Below are 24,925 nucleotides of genomic sequence, written 5' to 3'. Positions count from 1 at the left end.
ACACAAATATTTCTTGAAAGACATTCTAGTTCTTTCCACTCTTCCTATCCCCCTGCTATAATGAAAGAGAGGTGGTATACTACAGAGCACGATAAGGAGAGCAGGTAACTCTACTCGTTAGAATATCCTGTGTAATTATAAGTCGCCGTCATCTTTCAAAGCATCAATAATCCCCCCAAGATACATAGCCCCCAAACCTCTATCGTATAAACCATATCCCGGTTTACCAGTTTCTCCCCATATCATTCGACCATGATCCGGTCTTATATATCCTTCAAAACCTACTTCAATATATGCACGCATAATTTCCACCATATCTAAAGACCCACATCTTGAATAGTGGGCACTTTCTTCAAAAGAACCATCATCTAATATTTTTACATTTCTAATATGTGCAAAATGAATTCTTCTCATTTTTCCATATTTTCTAATTAACAACGGAATATCATTAAAAGAAGCACACCCTAATGATCCACTGCACAACGTTAAGCCATGATGGCTATCATCATATAACGATAAAAATCTATCTAAATTTTTTTCATTTGTAATAATACGTGGAATCTCAAAAATAGACCAAGGCGGATCATCGGGATGAATGGCCATGTTAACATCACACTCAACAGCAACTGGTAAGATCTCTTTTATAAAATATTTAAGATTTTCCCATAATCCTTCCTCACCCAACTCTTTGTATGCTGTAATTAATTCACTCACTTCCATTACTGAATAAGAAGTATCCCAACCCGGTAAAGATAGTTTCGTTGGGTCTAATTGAGCAACTTCATTTTTGTAATAGACTAATGCTTTCGAACCATCATTTAATTGATGATCAACAGAAGATCTAGTCCAATCAAAAACAGGCATAAAATTATAACAAATGCATTTAATTCCGCATTTAGCAAGATTTCTAATTGTTTGTTTATAATTATCTATATACCTTTGATAATCATTTCTCTTTAATTTAATATCCTCATGCACCGGAACACTTTCAATAACTTCCAGCTCTAAGCCAACTAAATTTACTTCGGCTTTTAGCTTTTCAATCTTTTCAATCGGCCATACTTCTCCGACCGGTATATCATATACTGCACTCACAATTCCTGTGATATTAGGAATTTGTTTAATATATTCTAAACTTACAGGATCATCCGTTCCATACCAGCGAAATGTCATTTTCATAATTACCAACTCCTTCCTTACTGAGGATTATAGCCTAATTTATAGGAAATCTGTTTACCCACATCTTTAATAAGTAATCCTAAATCATCTAAATCGATACTACTTTCATAAAAACCAACACAACTGATGGCAGCAACAACATGTCCTTCATGATCAAAAAGTGGTGCAGCCACAGCTATTTGTTGCAGAGTGTTTTCTCGATCATCTTTTGCATAGCCCCGTTGCCTTACCTCTGCTAATTCTTCAATAAGTTTCTCTTTAGTTTTGATTGTAAAATACGTATATGAAATAAAATCAATCTTATCAATGATTTTATTAATTTCCTCTTCGCTTTTATAAGCTAACATAGCTTTTCCTAATGCTGCACAATGAAGTGATTTTCTTGTACCAACATTAGCTGTTGTAATAATACTGTTTTCTGACTCATATTTATAAATATAAGTCACCATATTCTCATCTAAAACAGCCATAAAAGTTGTTGCATTCATCTTGTTTGCGAAATCAATTAAATTACTTTTAGCTATATTTACAATATCTATATTATTTAAATAACTACTTCCAATAAGAAACGATGCTAACCCAATCTTATATTTTGTAATACCGGTTTGATTATCTTCAACAACCATATTTTTATATACTAATGTTTTGATGATATCAAAAACACTTGACTTTGGATAATCAAATATTAATGATAGCTCCGTTAAAGTATACCCTTCTTTACTTCTTGAAAGTAATTCTAATATTTCTATTGCTCTTAATAATGTACGATTTAGCTTCATTTTTTCCTCCATCTCCATTGCCATCAATTTAGTATATACCAATTAATTTTTAGCAAATTTATAATTACGAATTTGATTCGTAATATCGTCTATTTATACTATAATTTCTTTTGTAGTGGAGGTCAACATTCTTTACTTGATTTTATAAATTGATAACGATTTCCCATTAAATAATTTTATATCTTTCTAACTGCAATAAAACAAACATACATAAAATTGTCACTGCAACAACTGATTGGGCATAGCGTTCTATTTTTGTGAATTCCGATTTCTTACACCAGATTCTATATAATGCATATGGCGGAAATAAAACATTAAAAACATAAGTTATAATTTTATATAGTGTAAAAGCTTTAACTTGATGGGGATCAGGTTTGTTTAATTCATTCCGCAATTTTATAATATGTTTTTGTTGTTCTGTTAAACCTTGCAAATTTTGTTTCTTTTTTACTTTACTTGCCATGAATATTCCTCCTGCCTGTATCATCTATATAACCTAACTTTTTAGAAATAGTCAGTGCTATCCTTTTCATTTCTTCACCAATCTCTTTAATTCTTAAATTAGTATCATATAAAAAAGTGCAGCTTATTGCAGCAACGACATTTTTATTGTGATTAAAAATAGGTGCTGCTATACAAATTTGATAAATAGAATCTTCCTGAAAATCAACCGCATATCCGATATTTTTAACCCTTTTTAATTCTTTAAGATACTTTTGAGGGCTAGTAATCGTATATTCTGTTAACGGTTTAAAATCAATTTCTTTTAAAATATCTTTAATAACTTCTGGTTTTCTTTGAAAAGCTAACAAACATTTTCCTAGTGCCGTACTATAGATTGGTTTTCTCGTACCAATATTAGCATTAGTGACTATACGATGTGGCGCTTCATACTTATATAAATATGTAACCATTTTGTTATCTAAGATAGCAAGAAATGCCGTTGCATTAAAATGATTAGCAGTTTCTATCAATTGATTTTTGGCTGCTTCTACAAGATCTAAGCGCTCAATATTCCCGCTTCCAATAATAAAAGCATTTATTCCCATTTTATATTTTAATTTCCCATGATTTTGATCCTCGACAATCATTTTTTTATACAGTAATGTCTTAACAATATCAAAAGCACTTGATTTAGGTATATCTAAAGCTTCTGTTATTTCTAACAAAGTACATCCATCTTTTTGATTAGCTATATATTCAAGAATTTTAATTGTTCTTAAGGCTGTACGATTAAGTTTCATTTAATTTTCCTTCTCTAATGTATGTACGAAAAGCCGCTAATGCGGCTTCAGCCTTCTATTGTGAAACAATATCCTTTTGTTTATTAGCGATAATAACAAATGGAGTATAAATAGCAATGGAAATAACAATACATAGTGCTTGACATAGTGCTTGGGTAATTACTGTTCCAATACTGCCACCTGAAGCTATCCAGGCATTAATAAATGGCGGGGTTGTCCAAGGGAAAGCATATACTAATATATCTGAGAATCCAATAATCGTCATGAAATATCCAAATGCCATTGTTGCTAATGGGGTAATAATAAAAGGAATCATCAATAATGGATTAAGCATAATTGGTAAACCAAAATGCAAAGTTTCAGAAATATTGAAAATATTTGGAGCAATAGACAACTTAGCTACTTGTTTATAATCTTCACGTTTTGAGAAGACTAAACATGCAATCAACAAACCAACAACACAACCTGAACCACCAATATTACCATAAGTATCCCAAAATGACATAGAAATAATATTAAGATCAGCCGGATTATAGTTCGGATTTGCAACAATATCCGTATTAGCTAAAATTGCTGCATTCAATAACGGGTCCCTTACTGGTTTAATAATTTGATTACCATGAATACCTACACACCAGAAAATTTGTGCTACTAACATTAACAATAAGACTCCTGGTAACCCTTGTACTACTGCCTGCAATGGTTTTTGAATAAAAGTATAGATGATATCATATAAACTTAGTCCCGCTAATTGAACCACTGTATAGTTAATCGCTGCAAAGATAATAATTGTCAATGCAAATGGAAATAAGTTATTAAAACTGCTTGCTACATTTGAAGGTACTGAATCTGGCATATTAATCTTCAAATATTTACTTTTACATAATTTTGTAAATAGTTCTACCGAAAACAGTGCAATAATCATTCCCAAAAACAATCCTTTAGAAGCCGTATAATCTTTGGCAATTCCAGCAACCGTAATTGACTCTTCTCCTACTGTAGCTACAATATTTGTACTTAAGCATGCAACAAAACTACAAACCGCTACTATTCCCGTCATAAACCCTTTTATTCCATTTTTAACTCCCAGCTCTAATCCAATTAAAACGACAGCTGCAATTGTAAAGAAATTTAAAGTAGCATAATTTGCTGCATTAAATAGATCAGTGAACATTTCCAGCCAAGAAAACCCTTGCACCTTTGCTAAACTAATCCCTGTTGTTTCCGTCGAACAAACTACATTAACAATCAACGTACAAAAAGCTCCAGTAATAATTACCGGCATCAGTGTTGTAAAAGCTGTTTTAATTGCATACATATGTTTTTGATTACTAATCTTGCTTGCTACAACTAATAATTTTTCAGTTAACGAATCTGAAATTTTCATTTTCCTTCTCCTTTCATATATACGAACTTAGTTCTTATATATGTATTTTAGAAAATAAAGTTATCAATGTCAACGAATCAAGTGTATTTGTGTACAATATCCGTATATACGTAAAATAGTACAAAAAAAAACCAGATTACTCTGGTTTTTTATTCATGTTCTTAAATGCAGTTGAAAGCATTAATTTAATACGATTTAATTGATTAACCTCACTTGCACCAGGATCATAGTCTATTGCCACGATATTACTTTCAGGATAAGCTTTGCGTAAAGCTTTAATTGCCCCTTTACCCGTAACATGGTTTGGCAAACATCCGAATGGCTGCATACAAACAATATTAGGAGCTCCTGATTCAATTAGTTCAATCATCTCACCCGTTAAGAACCATCCTTCTCCCGTCTGATTTCCAATCGAAACAATCGAACTAGCTTTTTTAGCTAAATGTTGGATTGATGCAGGAGGATCAAAACGATTAGATTTCTTTAAAGCTTTGATCATATCATGACGAAGTAAATCAACAAACTTAATTGCTAAATTACAAATTCGTGCAGAATTTTTAGAAGCATGAAAATGTTCATTTTCAAAATCAGTATTATAGAAACAATATTGGAAGAAATCTATTAAATCAGGCATTACTGCTTCGCCACCTTCACGTTCAATTATTTCTACAATTTCATTATTTGCAGTTGGATGAAATTTTACTAAGATTTCACCAACTAAACCAACCCGTGGTTTTTTTATATCTAATAGTGGTAATTCATCAAATTCTTTAACAATTTGATAAACATTTTTTCTAAATTGTTTAATACTTCCATTTTTTACATTTTCTTGACATCGTTCAACCCATGATTGATATAAATCATTTGCACTTCCTGGAATTACTTCATAAGGTCGAACTCGATATAATACTCGCATGAAAATATCACCGTACATTGCCCCAATTACTACCTTTTTAATTAGTGGCAAAGTTAATTTAAATCCAGGATTATTTTCCAAACCTTGAAGATTAGCAGAAATAACAGGTACTTGAGGCATTCCTGCATCTTGCAATGCTTTACGGATAAAGGCGATATAATTAGTAGCACGGCATCCTCCGCCAGTTTGCGATATAATTACAGCAGTCTTTTCTAAATCATACTTACCACTCAATAAAGCTTCCATAATTTGACCCGTAACTAAAATACTTGGATAACAAGCATCATTATTAACATATTTTAAACCAGCATCAACTGCCCCTTTATCAACTGATGGTAAAACCACTAAATTATAACCAGACTCCTGCATTGCTGTCTCTACAAATTGGAAATGTAAAGGTGACATCTGAGGGCATAAAATAGTATAACCTTGATCACGCATCTCTTTAGTAAAAGGTACTTTTAAGGGCTGATATTTTGGATAGAGCTGTTTTTTGTTTTTAGCTTGTTTTTCAATCGTTGCTTTTAATGAACGAATTCGGATTCTAATTGCCCCAAGATTGCTCCCCTCATCAATTTTAATCAAAGTATAGATTTTATGACGAGCTTTTAAAATATCAGCAACTTGATCACTAGTCACAGCATCTAGCCCACAACCAAATGAAGTCAATTGAATCAACTCTAAATTAGGCTGAGTTGCTACAAATGAAGCAGCCCGATACAATCTTGAGTGATATGTCCATTGATCGACTACTCGCAATTGATCTAAATCCTTATCTAAGTGGCAAACACTATCTTCACTAAGAACTGCCATGCCCTCAGCTGTAATCAAATCAGCTAATCCATGGTTGATTTCCGGATCAACATGATATGGACGTCCAGATAAAACAATTCCTGTCATCTTATTATCTTTAAGATATTGTAAAACCATTTCTCCTTGATCTTGAATATCTTGCCGACATTTAGCTAATTCATCATAAGCATCATTAATTGCACTCAATAATTCTTTGTCGTTAACATTAAATGCCCGCAATTCATCCTTTAAGTTATTGAATAAAGTTTTTCGATTGCTTAGGTCCATAAATGGATTTCGATAGATAATACTGCGATTCTCCAGATTATCAACATTATTACGAATTACTTCTGGATATGAAGTAACGACCGGACAATTATAATGATTATTAGCATTATCAAATTCTTTACGTTCATAAGCTAGACTTGGATAGAAAATATATTTTATACCTTTCTCAATCAAAGCTTCAATATGCCCATGTGCTAATTTAGCTGGGTAACAAACACTTTCTGATGGAATTGATTCAATGCCCTTTTCATAAATTGCTTTAGATGAGCGAGGAGAAAGAATTACTCTAAATCCTAATTTAGTAAAGAAAGTATGCCAAAACGGATAATTTTCATACATATTCAATACTCGAGGAATTCCCACAGTCCCACGCACAGCCTGATCTTCAGTTAGTGAACGATAGTTAAAGACACGACGATATTTGTAATCAAATAAATTTGGTAATTTCTTTGATGAAACTGGTATATTGGCTCCACGTTCACAACGGTTACCACTAATATACTCACTATTATCATTAAATGTAGATACGGTCAACATACAGTGGTTAGTACATTTTTCACAATATCTAATTTCACTTTGACAAGTGAAATTTTCTAATTCATCCTTAGTTAATAAGGTTGTCGGTTCTCCTTGGTAACTTTCTCGGGCTAAACGGGCAATCCCAAAAGCTCCCATCAATCCAGCAATATCTGGACGAATGGCATTAACACCAGCTTCTTTTTCGAACGCTCTTAATACTGCCTCATTATAAAAAGTTCCCCCCTGGACTAAAATACTGTCCCCTAGTTCTTCTTTACTTCTTAATTTAATTACTTTATATAGAGCATTTTTGATTACTGAATATGATAAACCAGCACTAATATCTTCAACTTTTGCCCCTTCTTTTTGGGCTTGTTTTACTTTTGAGTTCATAAATACAGTACAACGACTTCCTAAGTCGATTGGCGCTTTTGACTCTAATGCCAGCTTTGCAAAATCACTCACCTCGTATCCTAAGGATTTAGCAAAAGTCTCAATAAATGAACCACATCCACTTGAACAAGCCTCATTTAATAAGATATCTTGAATAATTCCATCCTTGATCTTGATTGCTTTCATATCTTGACCACCAATATCTAAAATGAAACTTACATCTTCTTTAAAATAAGTAGCAGCCTTATAATGAGCCATCGTTTCCACTTCACTCATATCAACTTTAAGAGCCGCCTTGATTAATGCTTCACCATAACCAGTGACTCCACTACGAACTAATTTAACATTAGGAGGAATAAAATCATAAATATCTTTGACTATTTTTACTACCACATCTAGCGGATTACCTTCATTTGAATCATAGAAAGAGTATAATAAAGAATCATTATCATCGATCAATACCGCTTTAGTTGTTGTAGAACCAACATCTAAACCTAAATACACATTCCCGACATACCCCTTAATATCATTTTTTCGAACTTTATTAATATAATGACGATGTCTAAATCCATTTCGATCATTTTCATCAGCAAATAGTGGGTCTAGTGTATCTTCGCTAGCAAGCATTGTTTCATCAATATTATCTAATTTCTCAATCAACGCTTCAATCGTTGTTGACTTTTCTTCTTCTTTCGCTAATAGAGTAGCTCCCATGGCAACAAACAGTTGAGAATTATCAGGAAAAATAATTTCGTCATCTTGTAAATTTAAGGTTTCAATAAAACGTTGTCTTAATTGATCTAAAAAATATAACGGTCCCCCTAAAAAAGCTACTTTACCACGGATTGGTTTACCACAGGCAAGACCACTGATCGTCTGATTGACTACTGCTTGAAAAATTGAAATCGCAATATCCTCTTTGTTTGCCCCTTCGTTAATTAGAGGCTGTACATCAGTTTTCGCAAATACTCCACAACGTGAAGCAATTGGATAAATCATTTGATAATTTTTCGCTAATTCATTCAATCCTCCAGCATCAGTTTGAAGTAATGATGCCATCTGGTCAATAAAAGCTCCAGTTCCCCCTGCACAAGTTCCATTCATTCTTTGTTCCAGTGAACCTTGAAAATAAGTTATTTTAGCATCCTCTCCACCAAGTTCAATTGCAACATCACATTCAGGAATATAAGTTTCAATTGTTTTTGTGCAGGCAATTACTTCTTGAACAAATTTAACATCTAGACATGAAGAAAGTGATAACCCCCCTGAACCTGTCATCACAGCCGTTACTTCTAAATTACCAAATTGTTCTTTAACATCATTGATTAATGTTTTAATTGTTGCTTGGATATCAGAATAATGTCGCTCATATTTTGAATAGATACAATTATCATCCTGATCCGTAATATAAATTTTTATCGTAGTTGACCCAACGTCAATTCCCATGTAATACTTCTTTTCCATTTTGTTCTCCTACTCTAAATTTTTCTTAATCTTACCAATTATTCTGATTAAGTCATCGACCTCTTGCGGTTCTAAATCTTTAACCAAAATTTCTTCCATTTTTTGAATATGTGATTCTAATAACTCTTTGAACTCATGTGCTTTGGTCGTGAGAACGATCTTTTTTAATCGTGCGTCATAATCAACACTTACCCGTTTTACAAAACCATTACCTTCTAAGCATTGTAATAACCCCGTTGCTGTTGAACGGCGAATATTGAAAGTTGCTTCGATATCTTTTTGAAAAATATCTTTATCTTGATGATCATACAAATACCCTAAAACTAACCCTTGAGGTCCAGTTAAACCATTGTGCTCTTCATTAAAACCCAATTCATTTAAACACCGGCAAATCAAGTTCGCAAGAATCCTAATTTCTATTCCGATCCGCTTTTCTTTCACTATTTCCCCTCCTATTGTTAGGTTGCTAACATTATATACCAATGTCGAAAGATGTCAACGTTTATGCTTTTATTTTTAAACAATTTTTATTTTTACCCCTTATAATCTACAATATTATCAACTAAATAATTCAAAAGAAAAAGAACATCGGCCCGCCAGTACAATGTTCATCAGTTAAATAATTGGAACCCAACTGACCTAAGTTCTAATTTTAGTTGCACCAGCAATAACTTTTGTTGCTTTCGATAACTGCTAGGACTCATTTTAAACAATGCTTTAAAACTTTTAGAAAATGAACGTTGAGTATCATAACCACTAATCAATGCAATATCCTCATAAATAAGCATCCGCGCTGCCTCATTAAAACGACGTCGTTGAAGCTATTGATAAATTGTAATTCCTGCAATCATAGTAAACATTCGATACAAATGATATTTTAAGTAGCCAATTTCCTGTGCAATCGTAGTAAGTGTTAAATTTTCATCCTGTAGATGTTCTTCAATATAATCTATTACTTTATTAATTTGCTCTTCATTGTTCATTCTTATTTACTTCCCCTGCTCTAAGCATAGCACATTAGTTAATTTCATCTTGCACCATTCTTGCGCAATTAAAAAAGGCTACCAAAATAGCCTTTAAATCTTATCAATATTACTTATTTCTGTAATATTTTGATATGTGTATAAATACCCTAAAAAGCACCATGCTAATGTAGCTGATAAAGAATAAATATAGAATACCCCATAATCAGATAAACTACCAATAAATTCACTTAAAACGATCATAGCGAACATTTGAACAATAAAGTATATTTCTTTGCCGTGACTTTTTTTCAAAACATTAAAAATCATTAAAAGTGTCTTAAAGAAAAATACAACAAATAATATAAACCCAATTACCCCAGTAGTTACTAACGCCTCTAAAAAAACATTATGACTATGAACAACTTGAACTGCCCAATACTCCAATGCATCTGTTTCCTGACTGCCTATTTTTTTAAAATTATTTGCTCCAATTCCAATAACTGGTTCCGTATGCCAAATTTCTAAAGCAGCTTTAGTTAATGATACCCGTCCATTAGAAACCTCATCGATAATTGTCAATCCTTGATTAAAATCTTGCCAATTCCCAGCAATTAATAAATGTCCCGCCTTAACAACTTTATCCATTTGAAAACGACTTGTCTCCTTAGAAGCAATTCCCTGCATCTGTGGAACAATCTCAACTACCCGCTGACCTACTAGACTTGCACCAGCAATAACTACAATTAGACTAATTACCAGCCCTAATCTCTTAAAATTACTATACGGCTTACGACGTATTAAAAAATAATATCCAACCATGACGATAATGATTGCTAAAATAATTAATGCCGCACGACATCTTGTTAAAAGAATATATACCAGCTGAATCCCAATATTCGCAAGATACCAGTATTTTCCCTTAAACTTCTGCCTTGCTGCGACTAACGCTAAAACAATCGTAATACACGCTAAAAAAGCAGCTGGATTACTATTAAAATAAATTCCAAACAAACGATTCCCGACCATTCCTAAAGTCCAGCCGTTAGCTAAACTAGAAAAATGCACTAAATACATTCCAATAGAGATAAGTGAAGCTCCACCAACTAATACATTTACTAGTGGAATAATCATTCGTACTTCATCTTCAATATCATCTTTGCTCATTGAAACAGGATTATTAAAAATCAATAAATAAATAACTAATTGCATTACTGCAATAACATAGGAATTTAAATCACTATAGTCATTCCTCGCTGTAGCAAGCAATAAAATCAGTCCTTGAACGATCATTAGCAGACTGTAATTCTTTTTTAATTTAAACTTTTTTTTATAAATATCATGCACAATTATTACTAATGCCCAAATCAATAATGGCACAAACAGGTAGTTCGTCTCAATACCTAAATAGCCCAATGCTAAAGTATTGATAAACATATATATAATAAAACATAATTTATAATACTTTCGATTAAAAACCATTTTCTTCTATCTCCAATTTAATACTCTTATTATACCATTATTATAAAAAAATAAAACAACAAAGGAGCTCGAAAGAGCTCCTCTTATTTAATGAGTTAATCCTTTTAATTCACTATCTTTAATTTCTTTACCTTCTTCGACTTTATTGATCAATTCTTGTACTCTTTCAATATGTGATTCAAAAGGAATCATAACATCACTATTAGTCCCTTTCATTGAAAAAGTATCATCCATTAATTGATACTCACCTTCAATTTGAACATTGATGATCTTCCAATCCGCCATATCATTTAATTGCATATTTATCAATGACTTAATCTCTTTATCTGACATATCTGTTTCAAAGCAGCCTTCAACTGCACTTAAAATATTATTAAAATTAGTAATAATCTTAGGTGACATAGCTTTATCAAGCATTGCCTTTAAAACCTTTTGCTGATTTTCACCACGAGCAAAATCACCACGTTTTAATCTTTTTCTTTCTCGAACGAAACACAATGCTTTATCACCATCCATCTCATTCAAACCTTCAGTGATTTGATAATTACCATGCAAAGTTTCAAAAGCCTCACTTGAATTAACTGTAATTCCGCCTAAAGCATCAACAATATTAGTCATGCCACTAAAATTAGTACGTGCAAAATAATTAATTTTCATTTCCAATAAATCTTGAATTGTATTAATTGTTTCACTTGTTCCATATATACCAGTATGTGTTAATTTATCCATTTTTCCATTTTTATGCAAGTTAATTTGACAATCACGAGGTATACTTGTCATCAAAATTTGTTTTGTTTTGGGATTTACCGTAACAATTAAATTTACATCACTACGTGATACTGTTTTTAAACTTCCATAAACATCAATTCCTGTAACATAAATTGAAAAAGCATTTTCAGTAACATCTGTTTGTTTAGTCGTTACTTCCATTTTCGCATCATAAGCATATGATTTTAAAACCTTAGTAACATCATTAAATTCTTCATGATTTGTCTGCAGCATCGTTCGATATTGTTCACCAACAACAATTGCATCTACTTTTCCCTCATAAAGAGCATCTGCAAGTGAAGCATAATTATCATACTTAGTATATTCATGATCACCAATCTCGGTATCAAGATCTTTTAAGGCTTCAGCAATCGTAACAGTATCCTTTTCATAAGATACTCCAATTTTTTTGGAACTATCAAGATCTTTTAATTTAGTAATTTTACCATTCTTTAATGAAATCACTGAAACAACATATTCTTGTCCAGTGGCATTAGAAACATTTTCAATAAAATTATTCCCTCTTGAAATATAAGTACAGCCAGCAATCAAAATGATACTTGTCAATAAACTAATAATTTTAGTAACTATTCCTCGTTTACTCGATAATCCTTTTTTGATTTTTTGTTCACTACTATAAATAATTCCAAAGAATCCTGCTAATAACAACGCTAATACCACAATTCCAGCAATTAAATACTTAGTCGGCACTAAATCCAGTTTGAATGTAAAGTAGACTACTGCAATCGTAGCTAATAATTGAATTCCTAAGACAAAAAACTTCGATGTAATAAATTTGAGTATTTTTTCTTTCATATTCTTGCTCCCAACTATAACAGTTTTACCTATCATACATAAAATAACTTTATTCGTCAAATTAATCCCTTTTTTTCTTTGATTCGGACGTATATAGATATTATAATCTATAAATCTATGTAATAAAAAAGAAAAATATGTTAATTATCTACTTCTTATCAAGTACCATTCATAACTAATTTACTATAAAAGTTTATATTGCAAAAATTATATATAAAAAGACTTGTGATTTTCCACAAGTCTAAATTAATCCATTGTTTCCGTTTTAGGATCAATTCCTGCTCTATCCAAGACTGCATGAACAACATTACGTTTTCCGCTTTCACTACCAGCTGAAGTACATGTTGATAAAGTAATTACCGGATTACCTGCAGCTTGTTCAAAATCAACCTTAATATCACTAGTTTTTAACATCTCTTGATAAAAAGCTTGAATATCAGTAATTCCAGTATTATATAATAAACTCTCTTCTGGAATAATATGTGCTGCTACTACTTTATAACGACTTACTGTCCCATCTGGTAAATAAATATAAACATACGGGTGTTTATCTGCAAAATCTTGTTCTGTATATGATTTAATGTTATTAAACATTGAACCATTTTTCATATTATGACCATAAATAACAGTATTTAAATCAGTAAAAGGGTTTTTATTTTCACTTGCAATAAAAATTGAACCGGCTCTAAATTCCTTTTTGTCAATATCACTATGAATATATGTATCATTAGTTTCTCCTTGAACAATTGGATAACTAACTTTAGTATCAGGAATATCGATCCATCCCTTAACATCTGAATTTCTTGCTAATAAGGCTTCAAAATCAATTGTCTTATATGAATTTTTTTGTTCTGTATTTTCAGTAACATATGTTTCTTCTACTTCTTTATTACTATCATCCATGCTCTTATATTCAAGAAAAATTGAGGCTAGATTATACGCACTATAACAAAATACACAAATACAAACTAATAAAATAATTTTTCTAATTAAATCTTTAGCTCCAGTCGGTTTTATTCTCTCAATAAAACTCTTTTTTGTTTTTGCCATTAGACATTAAATTTAAACAACATGATGTCACCATCTTGACCAACATATTGTTTTCCTTCCTGACGAATCTTACCAGCTTCTTTTAAAGCATGTTCACTGCCATATTCGACTAAATCATCAAAACTATATGTTTCTGCTTTAATAAAACCTCTCTGGAAATCACTATGAATAATTCCCGCCATTTCTGGGGCTGTCATACCTTCTTTAAAAGTCCAAGCTCGTACTTCTTGTACCCCGGCAGTAAAGTATGTACGAAGTCCTAATAGTTTATAGGCTTCTTTGATCAATTTATCAAGACCGCTTTCTTCAATTCCTAAATCTTGTAAAAATAAATCTTTTTCTTCTTTATCCATTCCAACTAATTCACTTTCAATTTTTGCACAAATAGGGACAACATCAGCCCCTTCACCAGCTGCAAATTCAACGACTTTATTATAATGTGGATTAGTAGTTGGATCTTCTAAGTCTTCTTCACCTAGATTTGCCACATAAATGATTGGTTTCATTGTTAATAAAGTATATTGTTTAACAACATCCATTTCTTCTTTACTAAACTCGATCACTCGAGCTGGTTTATTGGCTTCTAGCGTACTTTTTAATTTTTCTAAAATAGCGACTTCTAACTTCGCTTCTTTGTCTCCTGATTGTGCTTTTTTACCAATTCGTCCAATTCTTTTTTCTACAGTATCTAAATCAGCAAAAATCAACTCTAAATTAATTGTTTCAATATCTCTAATAGGATCGACATCGCCATCAACATGAGTTACATCCTTATCTCTAAAACAGCGAACAACTTCACAAATTGCATCAGTTTCACGAATATTCCCTAAAAATTTATTTCCTAAACCCTCACCACGACTCGCCCCTTTAACAAGACCAGCAATATCAGTAAAACCGAAAGTAGTTGGAACAGTTTTTTTAGGTTCAACTAATTCTGTTAACTTATCTAAACGATAATCAGGTACTTCTACAACCCCAACATTAGGGTCGATTGTTGCAAACGGATAGTTTGCTGCCTCAACTTGGGCATTTGTTATTGCATTAAACAATGTTGACTTCCCAACATTTGGCAATCCTACAATTCCGGCTGTCAGTGCCATTTATATCACTCCATTCATATGCTCTTATATTCTACTTAATATCCAGGTAAATTGCAAGTTTGTTTAATTTTAAAGTATCTAGTATAATTAACTAAACTTTAATTTAAGGAGACTATTATGTTTAATCAAATCGATATTCACGGCTGTACTACGATTGAAGCTAAAATCCGGCTGGATAACTATCTAAATTCATTATCCCCCAATACGAAAGAAATTACTGTAGTTCACGGCTATTCAAGTAAAATACTACAACAATTTATTCGGAAGCAATATAAACATAAACGTGCTGGTCGGCGCATCTTAACAATGAATGCAGGCGAAACGATCATTCAATTAAAATAAGGAGTTTTTATGGAAAAATTTTATCAAACAATGTTATCTAATATTCGTAAACATCCCTTGCTGCAAAAAATCATTATGGGCTTTACCCGCTATATCCCTATTATTACTTTTATTGTTTATTCAATTTTGCTCGTTTATTTACTTTATACTCAAAATACATTATTAGCTAAAACACTTTATAAGCCACTTGCTTCATTTTTAATTGTAACACTTTTGCGCAAAGTAATTAATCGTAAACGCCCTTATGAAGCTATGGCTATTGATCCTTTAATAGAACATAAGCAAGGTGAATCTTTCCCTTCACGACATACGGTCAGTGCTTTTGCAATTGCATTAGCTTGTCTTCAGGTAAATTCACTGCTTGGGACGATCATGTTAATTCTAGCATTTGTCGTTAGCTGTTCACGAATCTTAAGTGGTGTTCATTATATCAGTGATGTTCTAAGTGCCGTAATCATTGCTTTAATCATCAGTTTCCTCTAAGCGTATATGCATATATATAAAAGATGGTGCCTATGCTATTTCAATTACCTGTTGATACTAATTTAGATAATCCGTTAAATCAATCTATTTTAACCAAACAAGTTCTCGTTTATATAAATAATAAATCATGGATAAAAGAAATTGATTAAAAACGTCATTTATTTGAATTGTTTAAAAATGAATTGAACTATAAATATCTGTTCTATATGATTTATGATAGCTCAAATGATGCTCTTATCAAACAATTATATCAAAAGCTCTCTAAATACATTAATCTAACTATAAGCTCCTCGTCGAACGTGATGATGGGCTTCCATCAACACTTGAAATAATTTTAACAGACCATTAAAAACTCTTCTTTTGAAATTACTATCTCTTGTGAACTGGTAATAATCAAGTTGATTCAAAATAATTATTGACCCAAAATATTACCTAGTTAATAATGTTTATTCAAAAACAATTAAATATTTCATTTTTATGCTATACTTTTATTGGTGATAAAAATGAAAAGAGAAGGTATTCATGGTTTAATTCAATATCTTAATAAAACTACTAATAATGCAACTAATACTCAGGTTGCTAAAGCAATCTTTACTAATCGTGATAAAATCAATGAAATCAGTCTTGAAAAACTAGCCGGTGACAATTACTTGTCTCAAGCTTCGGTTAGCCGGTTTATAAAAAATCAGGGTTATAAAAATATCAATGAGTATCGTTGGGATTTCATTGCTGGACAACAAATGCTGCGACTTAATGCTTTTAATAATAAAAAAGTGATTATTAGTAAAAATAACGAAGAAATTAAAAATGATGTAAAACAATCATTACAAAATGCTTTTAATGATATTGATAAGCTTGATATGACAGCACTTGAAAGATTAGTTAAAATAATCAATAATTATAAACAGGTTCTTTTTATTGGTTCTGAATTTTCATTGGCTAATATTTATCTAGTTCAATTAGAAATGGTTCAATATGGTATCAATGCTTATAGTTATAACGATCCCATTATTATGGCAGAAAATCTTAGGTCTTTGAAAGAAGATACCCTAATTATTTGTATCAGTACCAGTGGTCAATGGTACAATGCTCCTTCAACTAAGGAAATTAGAGATATCTTACTCAGTCTTAATAACCCTAAAATTCTTCTTACCTGTATTACACAGCATACTGATGAAGCAAAGTTTGATTATATCTATAAATTTGGCAATCAGCGTAATGATGAAATTAGCGGTTATATCCAGCTTACTTATTTTATTCCAATCTTTAGAAATATGTATATTCGTTACATCGACTAGTTCATTCAGTTTTTGAATAAACTAGTTTTATTTTGAATTGATCGTTCAAAGATAATTATGTTTTATTATTGTAAGCGCTTGTATAATTTTAATGTAACTTAAAAGTTATAAATATAAAATCAGGGGTGGAACAATGAAAAAAATAACAAAAGCATTATTAGCACTAACATTGTCACTATTAATGTTAGCAGCTCCAATTTCAGTTAATCAATTATATGCAAATGAAAACATTTTAACTGAAGTAACTAGTGACACAATCAATAATTATACTTACTACGAATATGATAGTGAAGCAGATGGCTACACCTCAAAACGTAGTAATATCTTAACACCTATTTATTACATTTTTGCGGGAAAACAAGATCTTACTAGCGCTGATAAATTAATTGAAGAAATTGGTCTTCTCGATAATGTTCATGAATGGGCAGGGAAAGTATATATTATTAATCCTATATCAACGCAATATAACAATGATGATGTCACAGCCTTCAAAAAATTAGCCGGCACTGGTGTCAGCAACATTAAAGTGATCGGAATTGATGAGGGTGCCACTTTCGTCAATAATTATATTAGTCAAAATTGTTACTTTATTGCTGGAATGATGGTATATGGCGGTACAATGAATAGCGATTTAACTTATAACGTTCCTATACCAGCATATTTAAGTTCAACAGCAACATCAGCTGTTAGTTATTACAAACAAGCTAATCAAACTGACCAATCTCAATCATTTAACAACTACACGATCTATCAAAATTCTACAAATCCATTACAAATCGTGGTAAATTCAAAAACAGATGAAACATTAAAAAATGCATTCGATAATGCCTGGGAAACAGTTTTTTCTAAAAACTATCGTCAGCATAATGAAACAACCGAGTTCTATAATATGCCTGTTACTGATACAAATTTAGCTAATGCTGAGCAACCGTATAAACTAATTGAAACGCCAATTTTTGATCGCCTTGGAATCATTCATAATCAAGAGATTAATCAAACTGTCTCAAATATGCCTGGAAAATACACTTGGTTTGAATATTTACCTAATCAAGTAATTGATACTAAGAAAGATTCAGTTCCTTTAGTTCTTACGCTTCATGGAAACGGTAATGATCCTCGGGTTCAAGCCGATTCTTCTGGTTGGATTGAATTAGCTGCAAAAGAGAACTTTATCGTTGTATCCCCAGAATGGCAGGATGCTAGTGTCAATTTTTCAAAATGCGATGGTTTAGGGGATGAAGGAATTATTAACTTAATTGATGATTTGAAAATTAAATATCCACAAATCGACAGATCACGAGTATACGTTACCGGCTTATCAGCAGGCGGTGCCGAGTCATTATTATTAGGGGTCAAGAATAGTGAAACTTTTGCAGGGGTTGGGGCTGTTTCTGGTGTCAATCTTTATAGTGAAGCAATCACTGAATTAACCAATGATTATAAAGGACATGAAACACCTTTATTATATATTTGTGGTGATCATGATTTCTTTCAAATGATTCCTGTTGATGGTTCAAGTCAATACGGTACTTCACAATTATATGGTTTTAGTATTTGGGCTGAAGACAGTAATACACATATATATAGTGCCCTACAAGCATATCAAAAAATCAATGACTTAACCGTGACGGATATGAATATGGATTTAAACCCTTATTATGGCATTAAATTGGATAATCAGCAATGGACAAAACTTGGTGAAAAAGACATGTATACAGGAACTTTGTCTAACAATAACGGTGTAGTAATGGAACTTGCTGCAATTAAAGATCATGCTCACTGGAACTATAAACCAGAAGCCCAATATATTTGGAATTTCTTTAAAAACTACCAACGTGATCTACTAACTGGTGAACTGATTTTTGTCAACAATGGTAGCAATACTACAACAGTTATTGATAAAAAAGATGATTTGACAACTTCTGTAAAAACAGGAGATGAAGTTGAATTTGAATATCTAGGTATTCTATCTGTTATTACGATAACTACTTTTATCTATTTTAAAAAGAAAATAGCATAATAAAAACATTGAGTAATTAAATTACTCAATGTTTTTTACACTTTTTTTGTCTTAAATAATTTTCTAAAATCAAAGAAAGCAACTAATACTCCCAAAGCAATTAATAAAATTGCAAAAATCAATTGTAGTCCTGATGTCAAGAAATCAAAAGTTCCTGTTGTCATCCATGCATTTACGATGTTATATACAGAAAGACCAAGTGAACTTAAAGTTACTACCAGCATTGTACACATTGGAATGTATAACATAAATCCTTTTCGACCAGTCACCTTTAGGAAAACAGATAATGAAATCAATACCATAGCTGCTAACAATTGATTTGCTGAACCGAATAACGGCCAGATATTATTGTAACCACCTAATGATAATAAATAACCAAAGAACAAGGTAATTAATGTTGCAAAATACTTATTTGTAAGAATTTTATTCAACCCTGAAGCTTCTTGAGAATTTTCTACTTCAAATAATTCTTGGAATGATAAACGTCCAATTCTTGCAACAGCATCCAATGATGTAAGAGCTAATGCTGAAACGAACATTGTCATAATGCAAATTCCCCATTCTTGAGGTAATCCTAGTTTAGAAACAAAAGCCGTTACCCCTACTGAGAATTTAGTAAATGGAGTAGCTCCTTCAGCAGTAACTAATGAAGCTAGCTGATCAGTTAAAACACCGTCACTAACTAATTGAGTTAAAGAACCAACTACGACAACAACTAAGATTGCTAATAGTGATTCCAATAACATTGAACCATAACCAACTTGTAACATATCTTTTTCATTTTTGATTTGTTTACTACTTGTTTCTGATGAAACCAGTGAATGAAAACCAGAAACAGCTCCACAAGCAATCGTGATAAACAAAGTTGGGAACATGTAGCTGCCTGTCTCACTTGTAAAACCAGTAAATGCTGGTAGTGAAATAGTTGGGTTATAGAATAGTACGCCGACTACTGCAGCCACGATCATTCCAACAAATAAAAACGTAGTTAAATAATCACGAGGTTGTTTCAATAACCACATTGGTGTAACAGAAGCAAAGAAAATATAGACAAAGACGACATATAGCCAAGTTGTTTTACTGAAATAAATTGGAAAAGCAATCCCTCCAATTAACATCAAAACAATTAAGCCAATTCCTAGCATTGCTTGCACTTTGCCACTTACATGCCGTTTCTTTAAAAAGAAACCAAAAGCAATCGCTACAACGATATACAACATTGAAATTGATGCAGCTGCAGCATTTGGCTGTAATTTAGAACCATCAACAGCTGAAAAACCATTAAATGTTCCTGCTACCATATCAGCAAAAGCAGCAATTACCAAAAGTGTAAATAACCAGCAAAACAAGAAAAATAATTTCTTCCCAGTTTTACCAATATATTCTTCAATGATACCACCCATTGATTTACCGTTTGATTTTACTGATGCATAAAGTGCTCCAAAATCTTGGACAGCACCAAAGAAAATCCCCCCAACAATAATCCATAAAACTGTAGGTACCCAACCAAACATCAATGCCATAACCGGTCCCGTTACAGGTCCTGCTCCAGCGATTGATGAAAACTGATGTGCAAATACTTCCCATTTGCTACTAGGAACAAAATCAACCCCATCTTCATTAGCAACCGCTGGTGTCTTAGCCTTAGGGTCGATTCCCCAAGTTTTCTCCAAATAGCGACCATAAATTACATAAGCTGCTGCCAATGCAACCATCGAAAGCGCCAGTAATAATAATCCATTCATTTTTTATTTCCCCCTTTAATGTATATACCTATACAATGTTTTATATAGAATACTCTTATGATTATTGTTTGTCAAGATAATAATTTTTTTATTTTAATTATTTTTAGGATTTTAGATAATAAATATACATATAATTGTTTAAAAAACAAAAAGATTGACTTTTATAGCCAATCCTAGATTAATTTATTAAAATCACTGAAGTCTTGTATCGTCATGATAACGCCAGGTAAATCCCGATACTCACTTTCTTTTTCCTGAGGACAGATTACTACGATTTTTTCAATTCCCGCTTTATATGCATTCGCAATTCCTGAAAAAGAATCTTCAAACACTAAAATATCTTTAACATTATGTTTTAATTTTTGTGCTGCATCTTTAAACATATTAACTTTATTTGAATAGGAACCATCATCATAGATAATCATTTCAGGGTCAATCCACTTATCCAGATTAAATGATTCAACAAAAAAATCAATATTTTCTTTAATTGAAGCACTAGCAATCGTAAAAGGAATTCCCAGTTCTTTTAATTTATCAAAAAAAGCTACTGCTCCATCTACCAAATGAAAAGATGCTTTATCTTGCTTACAAAATTCACGATAATATTCTTCTTTTAATAATGAATATTTTTTAAGCTCTTCACTCGTTGCTTGATTATTCATCATATACTGAATATTTTTAGCATTCGGTGTTCCATTAAACTGCTCATGCAACTCCTCGTCACTGATCCCCCTACCACGAATCAGCTTGGAGATTTTTCCCCAAGCTAAAACATGTTTATCATTGTCAAAGAATAATGTTCCATTAAAATCAAAGATAATTGCTTTATAATTCAATCTTATCTAACTCCTTTGTTTCACTAATTTGCTTGAACCAGCTAGCTGATTTTTTTGGGTATCTAATTTGACTGTCATAATCAACATAGAATAGTCCATAACGCTTATTATAACCATTAGACCAAGAAAATACATCCATTAACGACCAAACAAAATATCCTTTAACATCCGCACCATCATCAATTGCTTTTAAAATCCATAATAAGTGCTTTCTAATATAATCAATCCTTGGAGTATCATCGATCTTACCTCCAACAAATTCATCCTTATATCCCATTCCATTTTCTGTGATATAAATTGCTTTATAGTTAGGATATTGATTTTTAATTCGCATGATCATATCATAAAGTCCTTGAGGATAAATCAACCAGTCCCAGTCAGTTCTTTCGATTCCTTCCTTAAACATCCGTTCACCAACACCCTTCAGTCTAAAACGTGAAGTACCTTTATCCCCCGTTCCATTATGGAAGATATCATTCTCACCATCGTAAGCTTGAATAAAGTGGCTTTGATAATAATTAATTCCTAGATAATCATTTAACTTAGCAGCTTTTTTCATGATTTCCAAATCTTCTAGATCAACTCTAAAAGTTCCATTATTTAAAGCGACTAATCGTTTAATTATCGTAAGAGTTTCATCAGTGTATTCACCTAAGAAAGTTGCATCTAAAACAAACTGGTTAGCTAATACATCTTCATTTTTTGTTGCCTGATAATCAGCTTCATTATCATTATAAGGATATTTTGTTTCTAAAGAGTGAATAATTCCAATTTGGCCTGGATATTTTCCCTCTTTAAATGCCAATACTGCTTTCGCATGGGCAACCATCATATGATGCATTGAATAAACTGCTTTAGGAATATCATATTTAATTGCTGGTGGAAAACTTCCTACAATGTATTGATTTACTGCAATTGGCCATACTTCATTAAAGGTGAACCAATATTTTACTTCATCATGATATTCTTGAAAACAAAATTCTGCATAATTAGTATATTGATCGATGATTTCATGATTTAAAAAATCACCAATTTTATGCAAAGCATCAGGAGTATCAAAATGATGTAATGTAACATATGGTTCAACACCCTGCTTTTTACATTCTTGAAAAACACGATGATAAAAATCTACCCCTTCTTGATTAATTTGACCAACACCATTAGGAAAAATTCTTGACCAGGCAATCGAGATTCTAATCCCTTTGATTCCATAATCACGGCATAATTTTAAATCTATCGGATATTGATGATAAAAATCACTCGCCGGATCACCAGAAAAACGTCCTTCTTTTTTTAAATAATCATCCCAGGCAACTTTACCTTTTCCATATTTCAAAGTACTTCCTTCACATTGGTAAGCAGCTGTAGCACCACCAAATACAAAATTATCAGGAAATTTCATTTTTATTCTCCCTCCATAATTTTAAACACAAATTTCAAGGCCCCATCAGGATCTCTTGTTAGATTGATATATTGTTTACCTTCACAAGCAACACATTTAATTCCTAAACGATCTGTATCTTTTTTCAAATCTTCATAATAATTAGCTACTTGTGGTGCCAATACAACTAAATCATAATCTTTCATAATATCCATATGTGCTCCATAAGAACCGGCAGCTGTAATCAATGGAATATTTTGTTCTTTAGCGCCTTTAGCTAAAGCATTTGCTAATAAACCACTTGTTCCACCACCAGCACATAAAACCAAGATTCGTTTTGATTTTAAAGTATTTCCATCTACTTCAATCATTTCTTCTTCTTTTTCAACTGCATCTAAGTTCTTATTCTTTTCTTCTTCACACTTTTCATTATCATAAACTTTAAAAAATGGATAATAAATAGCAAAATCAACTAGTAGAATAACTGCAGCAAAAAGAATTGTTAATAAACCTAAACCGCATCCTAAAACAATCCCAATTGGTCCTGGTGTTGTCCAAGGTAATACATACATAAAACTATTCATGCCTAAGAAATCTACAAAAGCTTTAAATAACCAAACATTTAAAATCGGAGCGAAAATAAATGGAATAAAGAAAATTGGATTTAAGATAAGCGGTGCCCCAAATAAAATTGGTTCATTAACCCCAAAGATTACCGGAATCGAACTAGCACGGCCAATTGCTTTTAATTCTTTTGATTTTGACATAAATGCAAACATCAATGTAATTACAAGAGTTGCACCAGTCCCACCAATTGTTGCAACAAATTGTTGAACTCCTGGTGTTAATATATTATTAGCATGTTGTCCCGCTTGGAATAAATCTAAATTATTTGCTATATTTACATAATAGATTGCCGAAACTGCCGGTTCCACGATTGATGGACCTTGAATTCCCACAAACCAGAATAATGACATTGCCCCATAAATAATAGCCAACCCGATATACCCATCTGCTGCAGTAAATAGTGGTTGAAAAAATTCAATTACACCTTGAGCAAAACATATTCCAGTTACATTCCTAAAAATAATATCAAAAATAGTAAAGATGATTGCTGAAACCGCAAACGGTATAACATCAGCAAAGGTTTGAGAAATATTTGGTGGTACTGCATCTGGCATTTTAATAGTTACATTTCGTTTTACACAAAAACGATAAACATTACAAACGACAAAGGCAACTAAAAAGGCTGTTAATAACCCTTTTGACCCCATATAGCCATTTGCAAACCCGCCTTCGATCGAATCGACCCCAACAATCAAGAAACCAACAATTGCTGCCATTAACGCAGAAATATTATTGATTTGACGATTAACCGGCATATCACGATTAAAATTATCTGCTAAATTCTTAGCCGTAGTACCTGCAACAACAAGAGCTAAAATCCCCATTGAATAATTATATGGTTTTAAGATCATTGCTTCTATTTCTTTAGACCAGTAAAAACCAAAGATATTTGGTACATATGCAAGTAACATAAAAATACTTGAAAATAATACAATCGGCATGGCCGAAATGAAACCATCACGAATCGCTCGTAAATAGCGGTTACGTGAAACTTTTTCAAAGAAAGGTTTTAATTTCTCTATATTTGAAACTAATTTATTCATATACGATCCCC

20 protein-coding genes and 1 pseudogene are annotated in these 24,925 nt (G+C 32.0%); 4 read left to right on the top strand and 17 right to left on the bottom strand.

The features are described from left to right. Positions 1-135: 135 nt before the first annotated feature. From uxuA to ychF, 13 genes and pseudogenes are all read right to left on the bottom strand, one after another. Positions 136-1,179: a mannonate dehydratase gene (uxuA, locus tag KTF99_RS12710; RefSeq protein WP_003539506.1), complete on the bottom strand. Its 1,044-nt coding sequence runs from the start codon at positions 1,177-1,179 to the stop codon at positions 136-138. Positions 1,180-1,196: 17 nt separating this feature from the next. Continuing rightward, positions 1,197-1,958 (bottom strand): IclR family transcriptional regulator, encoded by a 762-nt coding sequence (locus tag KTF99_RS12705; RefSeq protein WP_008792677.1) that lies wholly within the window; start codon positions 1,956-1,958, stop codon positions 1,197-1,199. Between the two features lie 166 nt (positions 1,959-2,124). Continuing rightward, complete coding sequence (locus KTF99_RS12700; protein WP_003539502.1) at positions 2,125-2,421, bottom strand: hypothetical protein; 297 nt, start codon at positions 2,419-2,421, stop codon at positions 2,125-2,127. Continuing rightward, positions 2,411-3,202: an IclR family transcriptional regulator gene (locus KTF99_RS12695; RefSeq protein WP_003539500.1), complete on the bottom strand. Its 792-nt coding sequence runs from the start codon at positions 3,200-3,202 to the stop codon at positions 2,411-2,413. Before KTF99_RS12695 ends, KTF99_RS12700 begins: the two co-directional genes overlap by 11 nt. A 55-nt stretch (positions 3,203-3,257) precedes the next feature. After that, the gene (locus KTF99_RS12690) at positions 3,258-4,589 is read right to left on the bottom strand and encodes a PTS sugar transporter subunit IIC (RefSeq protein WP_029482296.1); all 1,332 of its coding nucleotides are present in this window, start codon (positions 4,587-4,589) and stop codon (positions 3,258-3,260) included. A gap of 136 nt (positions 4,590-4,725) precedes the next feature. Then, entirely contained in the window at positions 4,726-8,961 is a 4,236-nt protein-coding gene (locus KTF99_RS12685; protein WP_029482295.1) for a 2-hydroxyacyl-CoA dehydratase, read from the bottom strand. A gap of 9 nt (positions 8,962-8,970) precedes the next feature. Further along, positions 8,971-9,402: a MarR family winged helix-turn-helix transcriptional regulator gene (locus tag KTF99_RS12680; protein WP_008792673.1), complete on the bottom strand. Its 432-nt coding sequence runs from the start codon at positions 9,400-9,402 to the stop codon at positions 8,971-8,973. Between the two features lie 170 nt (positions 9,403-9,572). Beyond that, positions 9,573-9,770: pseudogene (locus KTF99_RS12675) on the bottom strand (helix-turn-helix domain-containing protein); the annotation flags it as partial. A gap of 12 nt (positions 9,771-9,782) precedes the next feature. Continuing rightward, on the bottom strand, positions 9,783-9,944 hold the full coding sequence (locus KTF99_RS12670; RefSeq protein ID WP_003539491.1) for an AraC family transcriptional regulator: 162 nt from the start codon (positions 9,942-9,944) through the stop codon (positions 9,783-9,785). A 93-nt stretch (positions 9,945-10,037) separates the two neighbouring features. Next, on the bottom strand, positions 10,038-11,405 hold the full coding sequence (locus tag KTF99_RS12665; RefSeq protein ID WP_009008898.1) for an O-antigen ligase family protein: 1,368 nt from the start codon (positions 11,403-11,405) through the stop codon (positions 10,038-10,040). A gap of 87 nt (positions 11,406-11,492) precedes the next feature. Further along, entirely contained in the window at positions 11,493-12,989 is a 1,497-nt protein-coding gene (locus tag KTF99_RS12660; protein WP_009008897.1) for an LCP family protein, read from the bottom strand. Between the two features lie 246 nt (positions 12,990-13,235). After that, positions 13,236-14,039, bottom strand: a complete 804-nt coding sequence (gene srtB / locus KTF99_RS12655; RefSeq protein ID WP_003539485.1) for a class B sortase — start codon at positions 14,037-14,039, stop codon at positions 13,236-13,238. Further along, on the bottom strand, positions 14,039-15,139 hold the full coding sequence (gene ychF, locus KTF99_RS12650; RefSeq protein WP_003539483.1) for a redox-regulated ATPase YchF: 1,101 nt from the start codon (positions 15,137-15,139) through the stop codon (positions 14,039-14,041). The genes srtB and ychF overlap by 1 nt, the downstream gene beginning before the upstream one ends. A gap of 117 nt (positions 15,140-15,256) precedes the next feature. On the opposite strand from ychF, the gene KTF99_RS12645 reads away from it, so the two are divergent. From KTF99_RS12645 to KTF99_RS12630, 4 genes are all read left to right on the top strand, one after another. After that, complete coding sequence (locus tag KTF99_RS12645) at positions 15,257-15,481, top strand: Smr/MutS family protein (RefSeq protein WP_003539481.1); 225 nt, start codon at positions 15,257-15,259, stop codon at positions 15,479-15,481. 9 nt (positions 15,482-15,490) lie between these two features. After that, positions 15,491-15,964, top strand: coding sequence for a phosphatase PAP2 family protein (locus KTF99_RS12640; protein ID WP_003539479.1), 474 nt, complete (start codon positions 15,491-15,493; stop codon positions 15,962-15,964). A 503-nt stretch (positions 15,965-16,467) separates the two neighbouring features. Continuing rightward, on the top strand, positions 16,468-17,262 hold the full coding sequence (locus KTF99_RS12635; protein ID WP_029482293.1) for a MurR/RpiR family transcriptional regulator: 795 nt from the start codon (positions 16,468-16,470) through the stop codon (positions 17,260-17,262). A gap of 133 nt (positions 17,263-17,395) precedes the next feature. Beyond that, a complete protein-coding gene (locus KTF99_RS12630) occupies positions 17,396-19,282 on the top strand; it encodes an alpha/beta hydrolase family esterase (RefSeq protein WP_029482291.1) in 1,887 nt (628 codons plus the stop codon). A gap of 35 nt (positions 19,283-19,317) precedes the next feature. Here KTF99_RS12630 and KTF99_RS12625 read toward each other — a convergent pair whose 3' ends face one another. The 4 genes from KTF99_RS12625 to KTF99_RS12610 form a co-directional block, all read right to left on the bottom strand. After that, positions 19,318-21,027, bottom strand: a complete 1,710-nt coding sequence (locus tag KTF99_RS12625; protein WP_003539465.1) for a carbon starvation CstA family protein — start codon at positions 21,025-21,027, stop codon at positions 19,318-19,320. 173 nt (positions 21,028-21,200) lie between these two features. Continuing rightward, the gene (locus KTF99_RS12620; RefSeq protein ID WP_003539461.1) at positions 21,201-21,863 is read right to left on the bottom strand and encodes an HAD family hydrolase; all 663 of its coding nucleotides are present in this window, start codon (positions 21,861-21,863) and stop codon (positions 21,201-21,203) included. Then, positions 21,853-23,265: a 6-phospho-beta-galactosidase gene (gene lacG / locus KTF99_RS12615; protein ID WP_029482289.1), complete on the bottom strand. Its 1,413-nt coding sequence runs from the start codon at positions 23,263-23,265 to the stop codon at positions 21,853-21,855. Before lacG ends, KTF99_RS12620 begins: the two co-directional genes overlap by 11 nt. A gap of 2 nt (positions 23,266-23,267) precedes the next feature. Then, positions 23,268-24,914, bottom strand: coding sequence for a lactose-specific PTS transporter subunit EIIC (locus tag KTF99_RS12610; RefSeq protein ID WP_003539457.1), 1,647 nt, complete (start codon positions 24,912-24,914; stop codon positions 23,268-23,270). Positions 24,915-24,925 lie beyond the last annotated feature (11 nt).

It is taken from the genome of Erysipelatoclostridium sp. MSK.7.34 (assembly GCF_019041935.1).
GTDB lineage: Bacteria > Bacillota_I > Bacilli_A > Erysipelotrichales > Coprobacillaceae > Thomasclavelia > Thomasclavelia ramosa.
Note: the sequence above shows the minus strand (reverse complement) of the source record. Positions and strands in the feature narration are given on the sequence as shown.

Coding starts and splice junctions, on each gene's coding strand:
- uxuA (WP_003539506.1), bottom strand. CDS start 1,179: ATGAAAATGACATTTCGCTGGTATGGAACGGATGATCCTGTAAGTTTA.
- KTF99_RS12705 (WP_008792677.1), bottom strand. CDS start 1,958: ATGAAGCTAAATCGTACATTATTAAGAGCAATAGAAATATTAGAATTA.
- KTF99_RS12700 (WP_003539502.1), bottom strand. CDS start 2,421: ATGGCAAGTAAAGTAAAAAAGAAACAAAATTTGCAAGGTTTAACAGAA.
- KTF99_RS12695 (WP_003539500.1), bottom strand. CDS start 3,202: ATGAAACTTAATCGTACAGCCTTAAGAACAATTAAAATTCTTGAATAT.
- KTF99_RS12690 (WP_029482296.1), bottom strand. CDS start 4,589: ATGAAAATTTCAGATTCGTTAACTGAAAAATTATTAGTTGTAGCAAGC.
- KTF99_RS12685 (WP_029482295.1), bottom strand. CDS start 8,961: ATGGAAAAGAAGTATTACATGGGAATTGACGTTGGGTCAACTACGATA.
- KTF99_RS12670 (WP_003539491.1), bottom strand. CDS start 9,944: ATGAACAATGAAGAGCAAATTAATAAAGTAATAGATTATATTGAAGAA.
- KTF99_RS12665 (WP_009008898.1), bottom strand. CDS start 11,405: ATGGTTTTTAATCGAAAGTATTATAAATTATGTTTTATTATATATATG.
- KTF99_RS12660 (WP_009008897.1), bottom strand. CDS start 12,989: ATGAAAGAAAAAATACTCAAATTTATTACATCGAAGTTTTTTGTCTTA.
- srtB (WP_003539485.1), bottom strand. CDS start 14,039: ATGGCAAAAACAAAAAAGAGTTTTATTGAGAGAATAAAACCGACTGGA.
- ychF (WP_003539483.1), bottom strand. CDS start 15,139: ATGGCACTGACAGCCGGAATTGTAGGATTGCCAAATGTTGGGAAGTCA.
- KTF99_RS12645 (WP_003539481.1), top strand. CDS start 15,257: ATGTTTAATCAAATCGATATTCACGGCTGTACTACGATTGAAGCTAAA.
- KTF99_RS12640 (WP_003539479.1), top strand. CDS start 15,491: ATGGAAAAATTTTATCAAACAATGTTATCTAATATTCGTAAACATCCC.
- KTF99_RS12635 (WP_029482293.1), top strand. CDS start 16,468: ATGAAAAGAGAAGGTATTCATGGTTTAATTCAATATCTTAATAAAACT.
- KTF99_RS12630 (WP_029482291.1), top strand. CDS start 17,396: ATGAAAAAAATAACAAAAGCATTATTAGCACTAACATTGTCACTATTA.
- KTF99_RS12625 (WP_003539465.1), bottom strand. CDS start 21,027: ATGAATGGATTATTATTACTGGCGCTTTCGATGGTTGCATTGGCAGCA.
- lacG (WP_029482289.1), bottom strand. CDS start 23,265: ATGAAATTTCCTGATAATTTTGTATTTGGTGGTGCTACAGCTGCTTAC.
- KTF99_RS12610 (WP_003539457.1), bottom strand. CDS start 24,914: ATGAATAAATTAGTTTCAAATATAGAGAAATTAAAACCTTTCTTTGAA.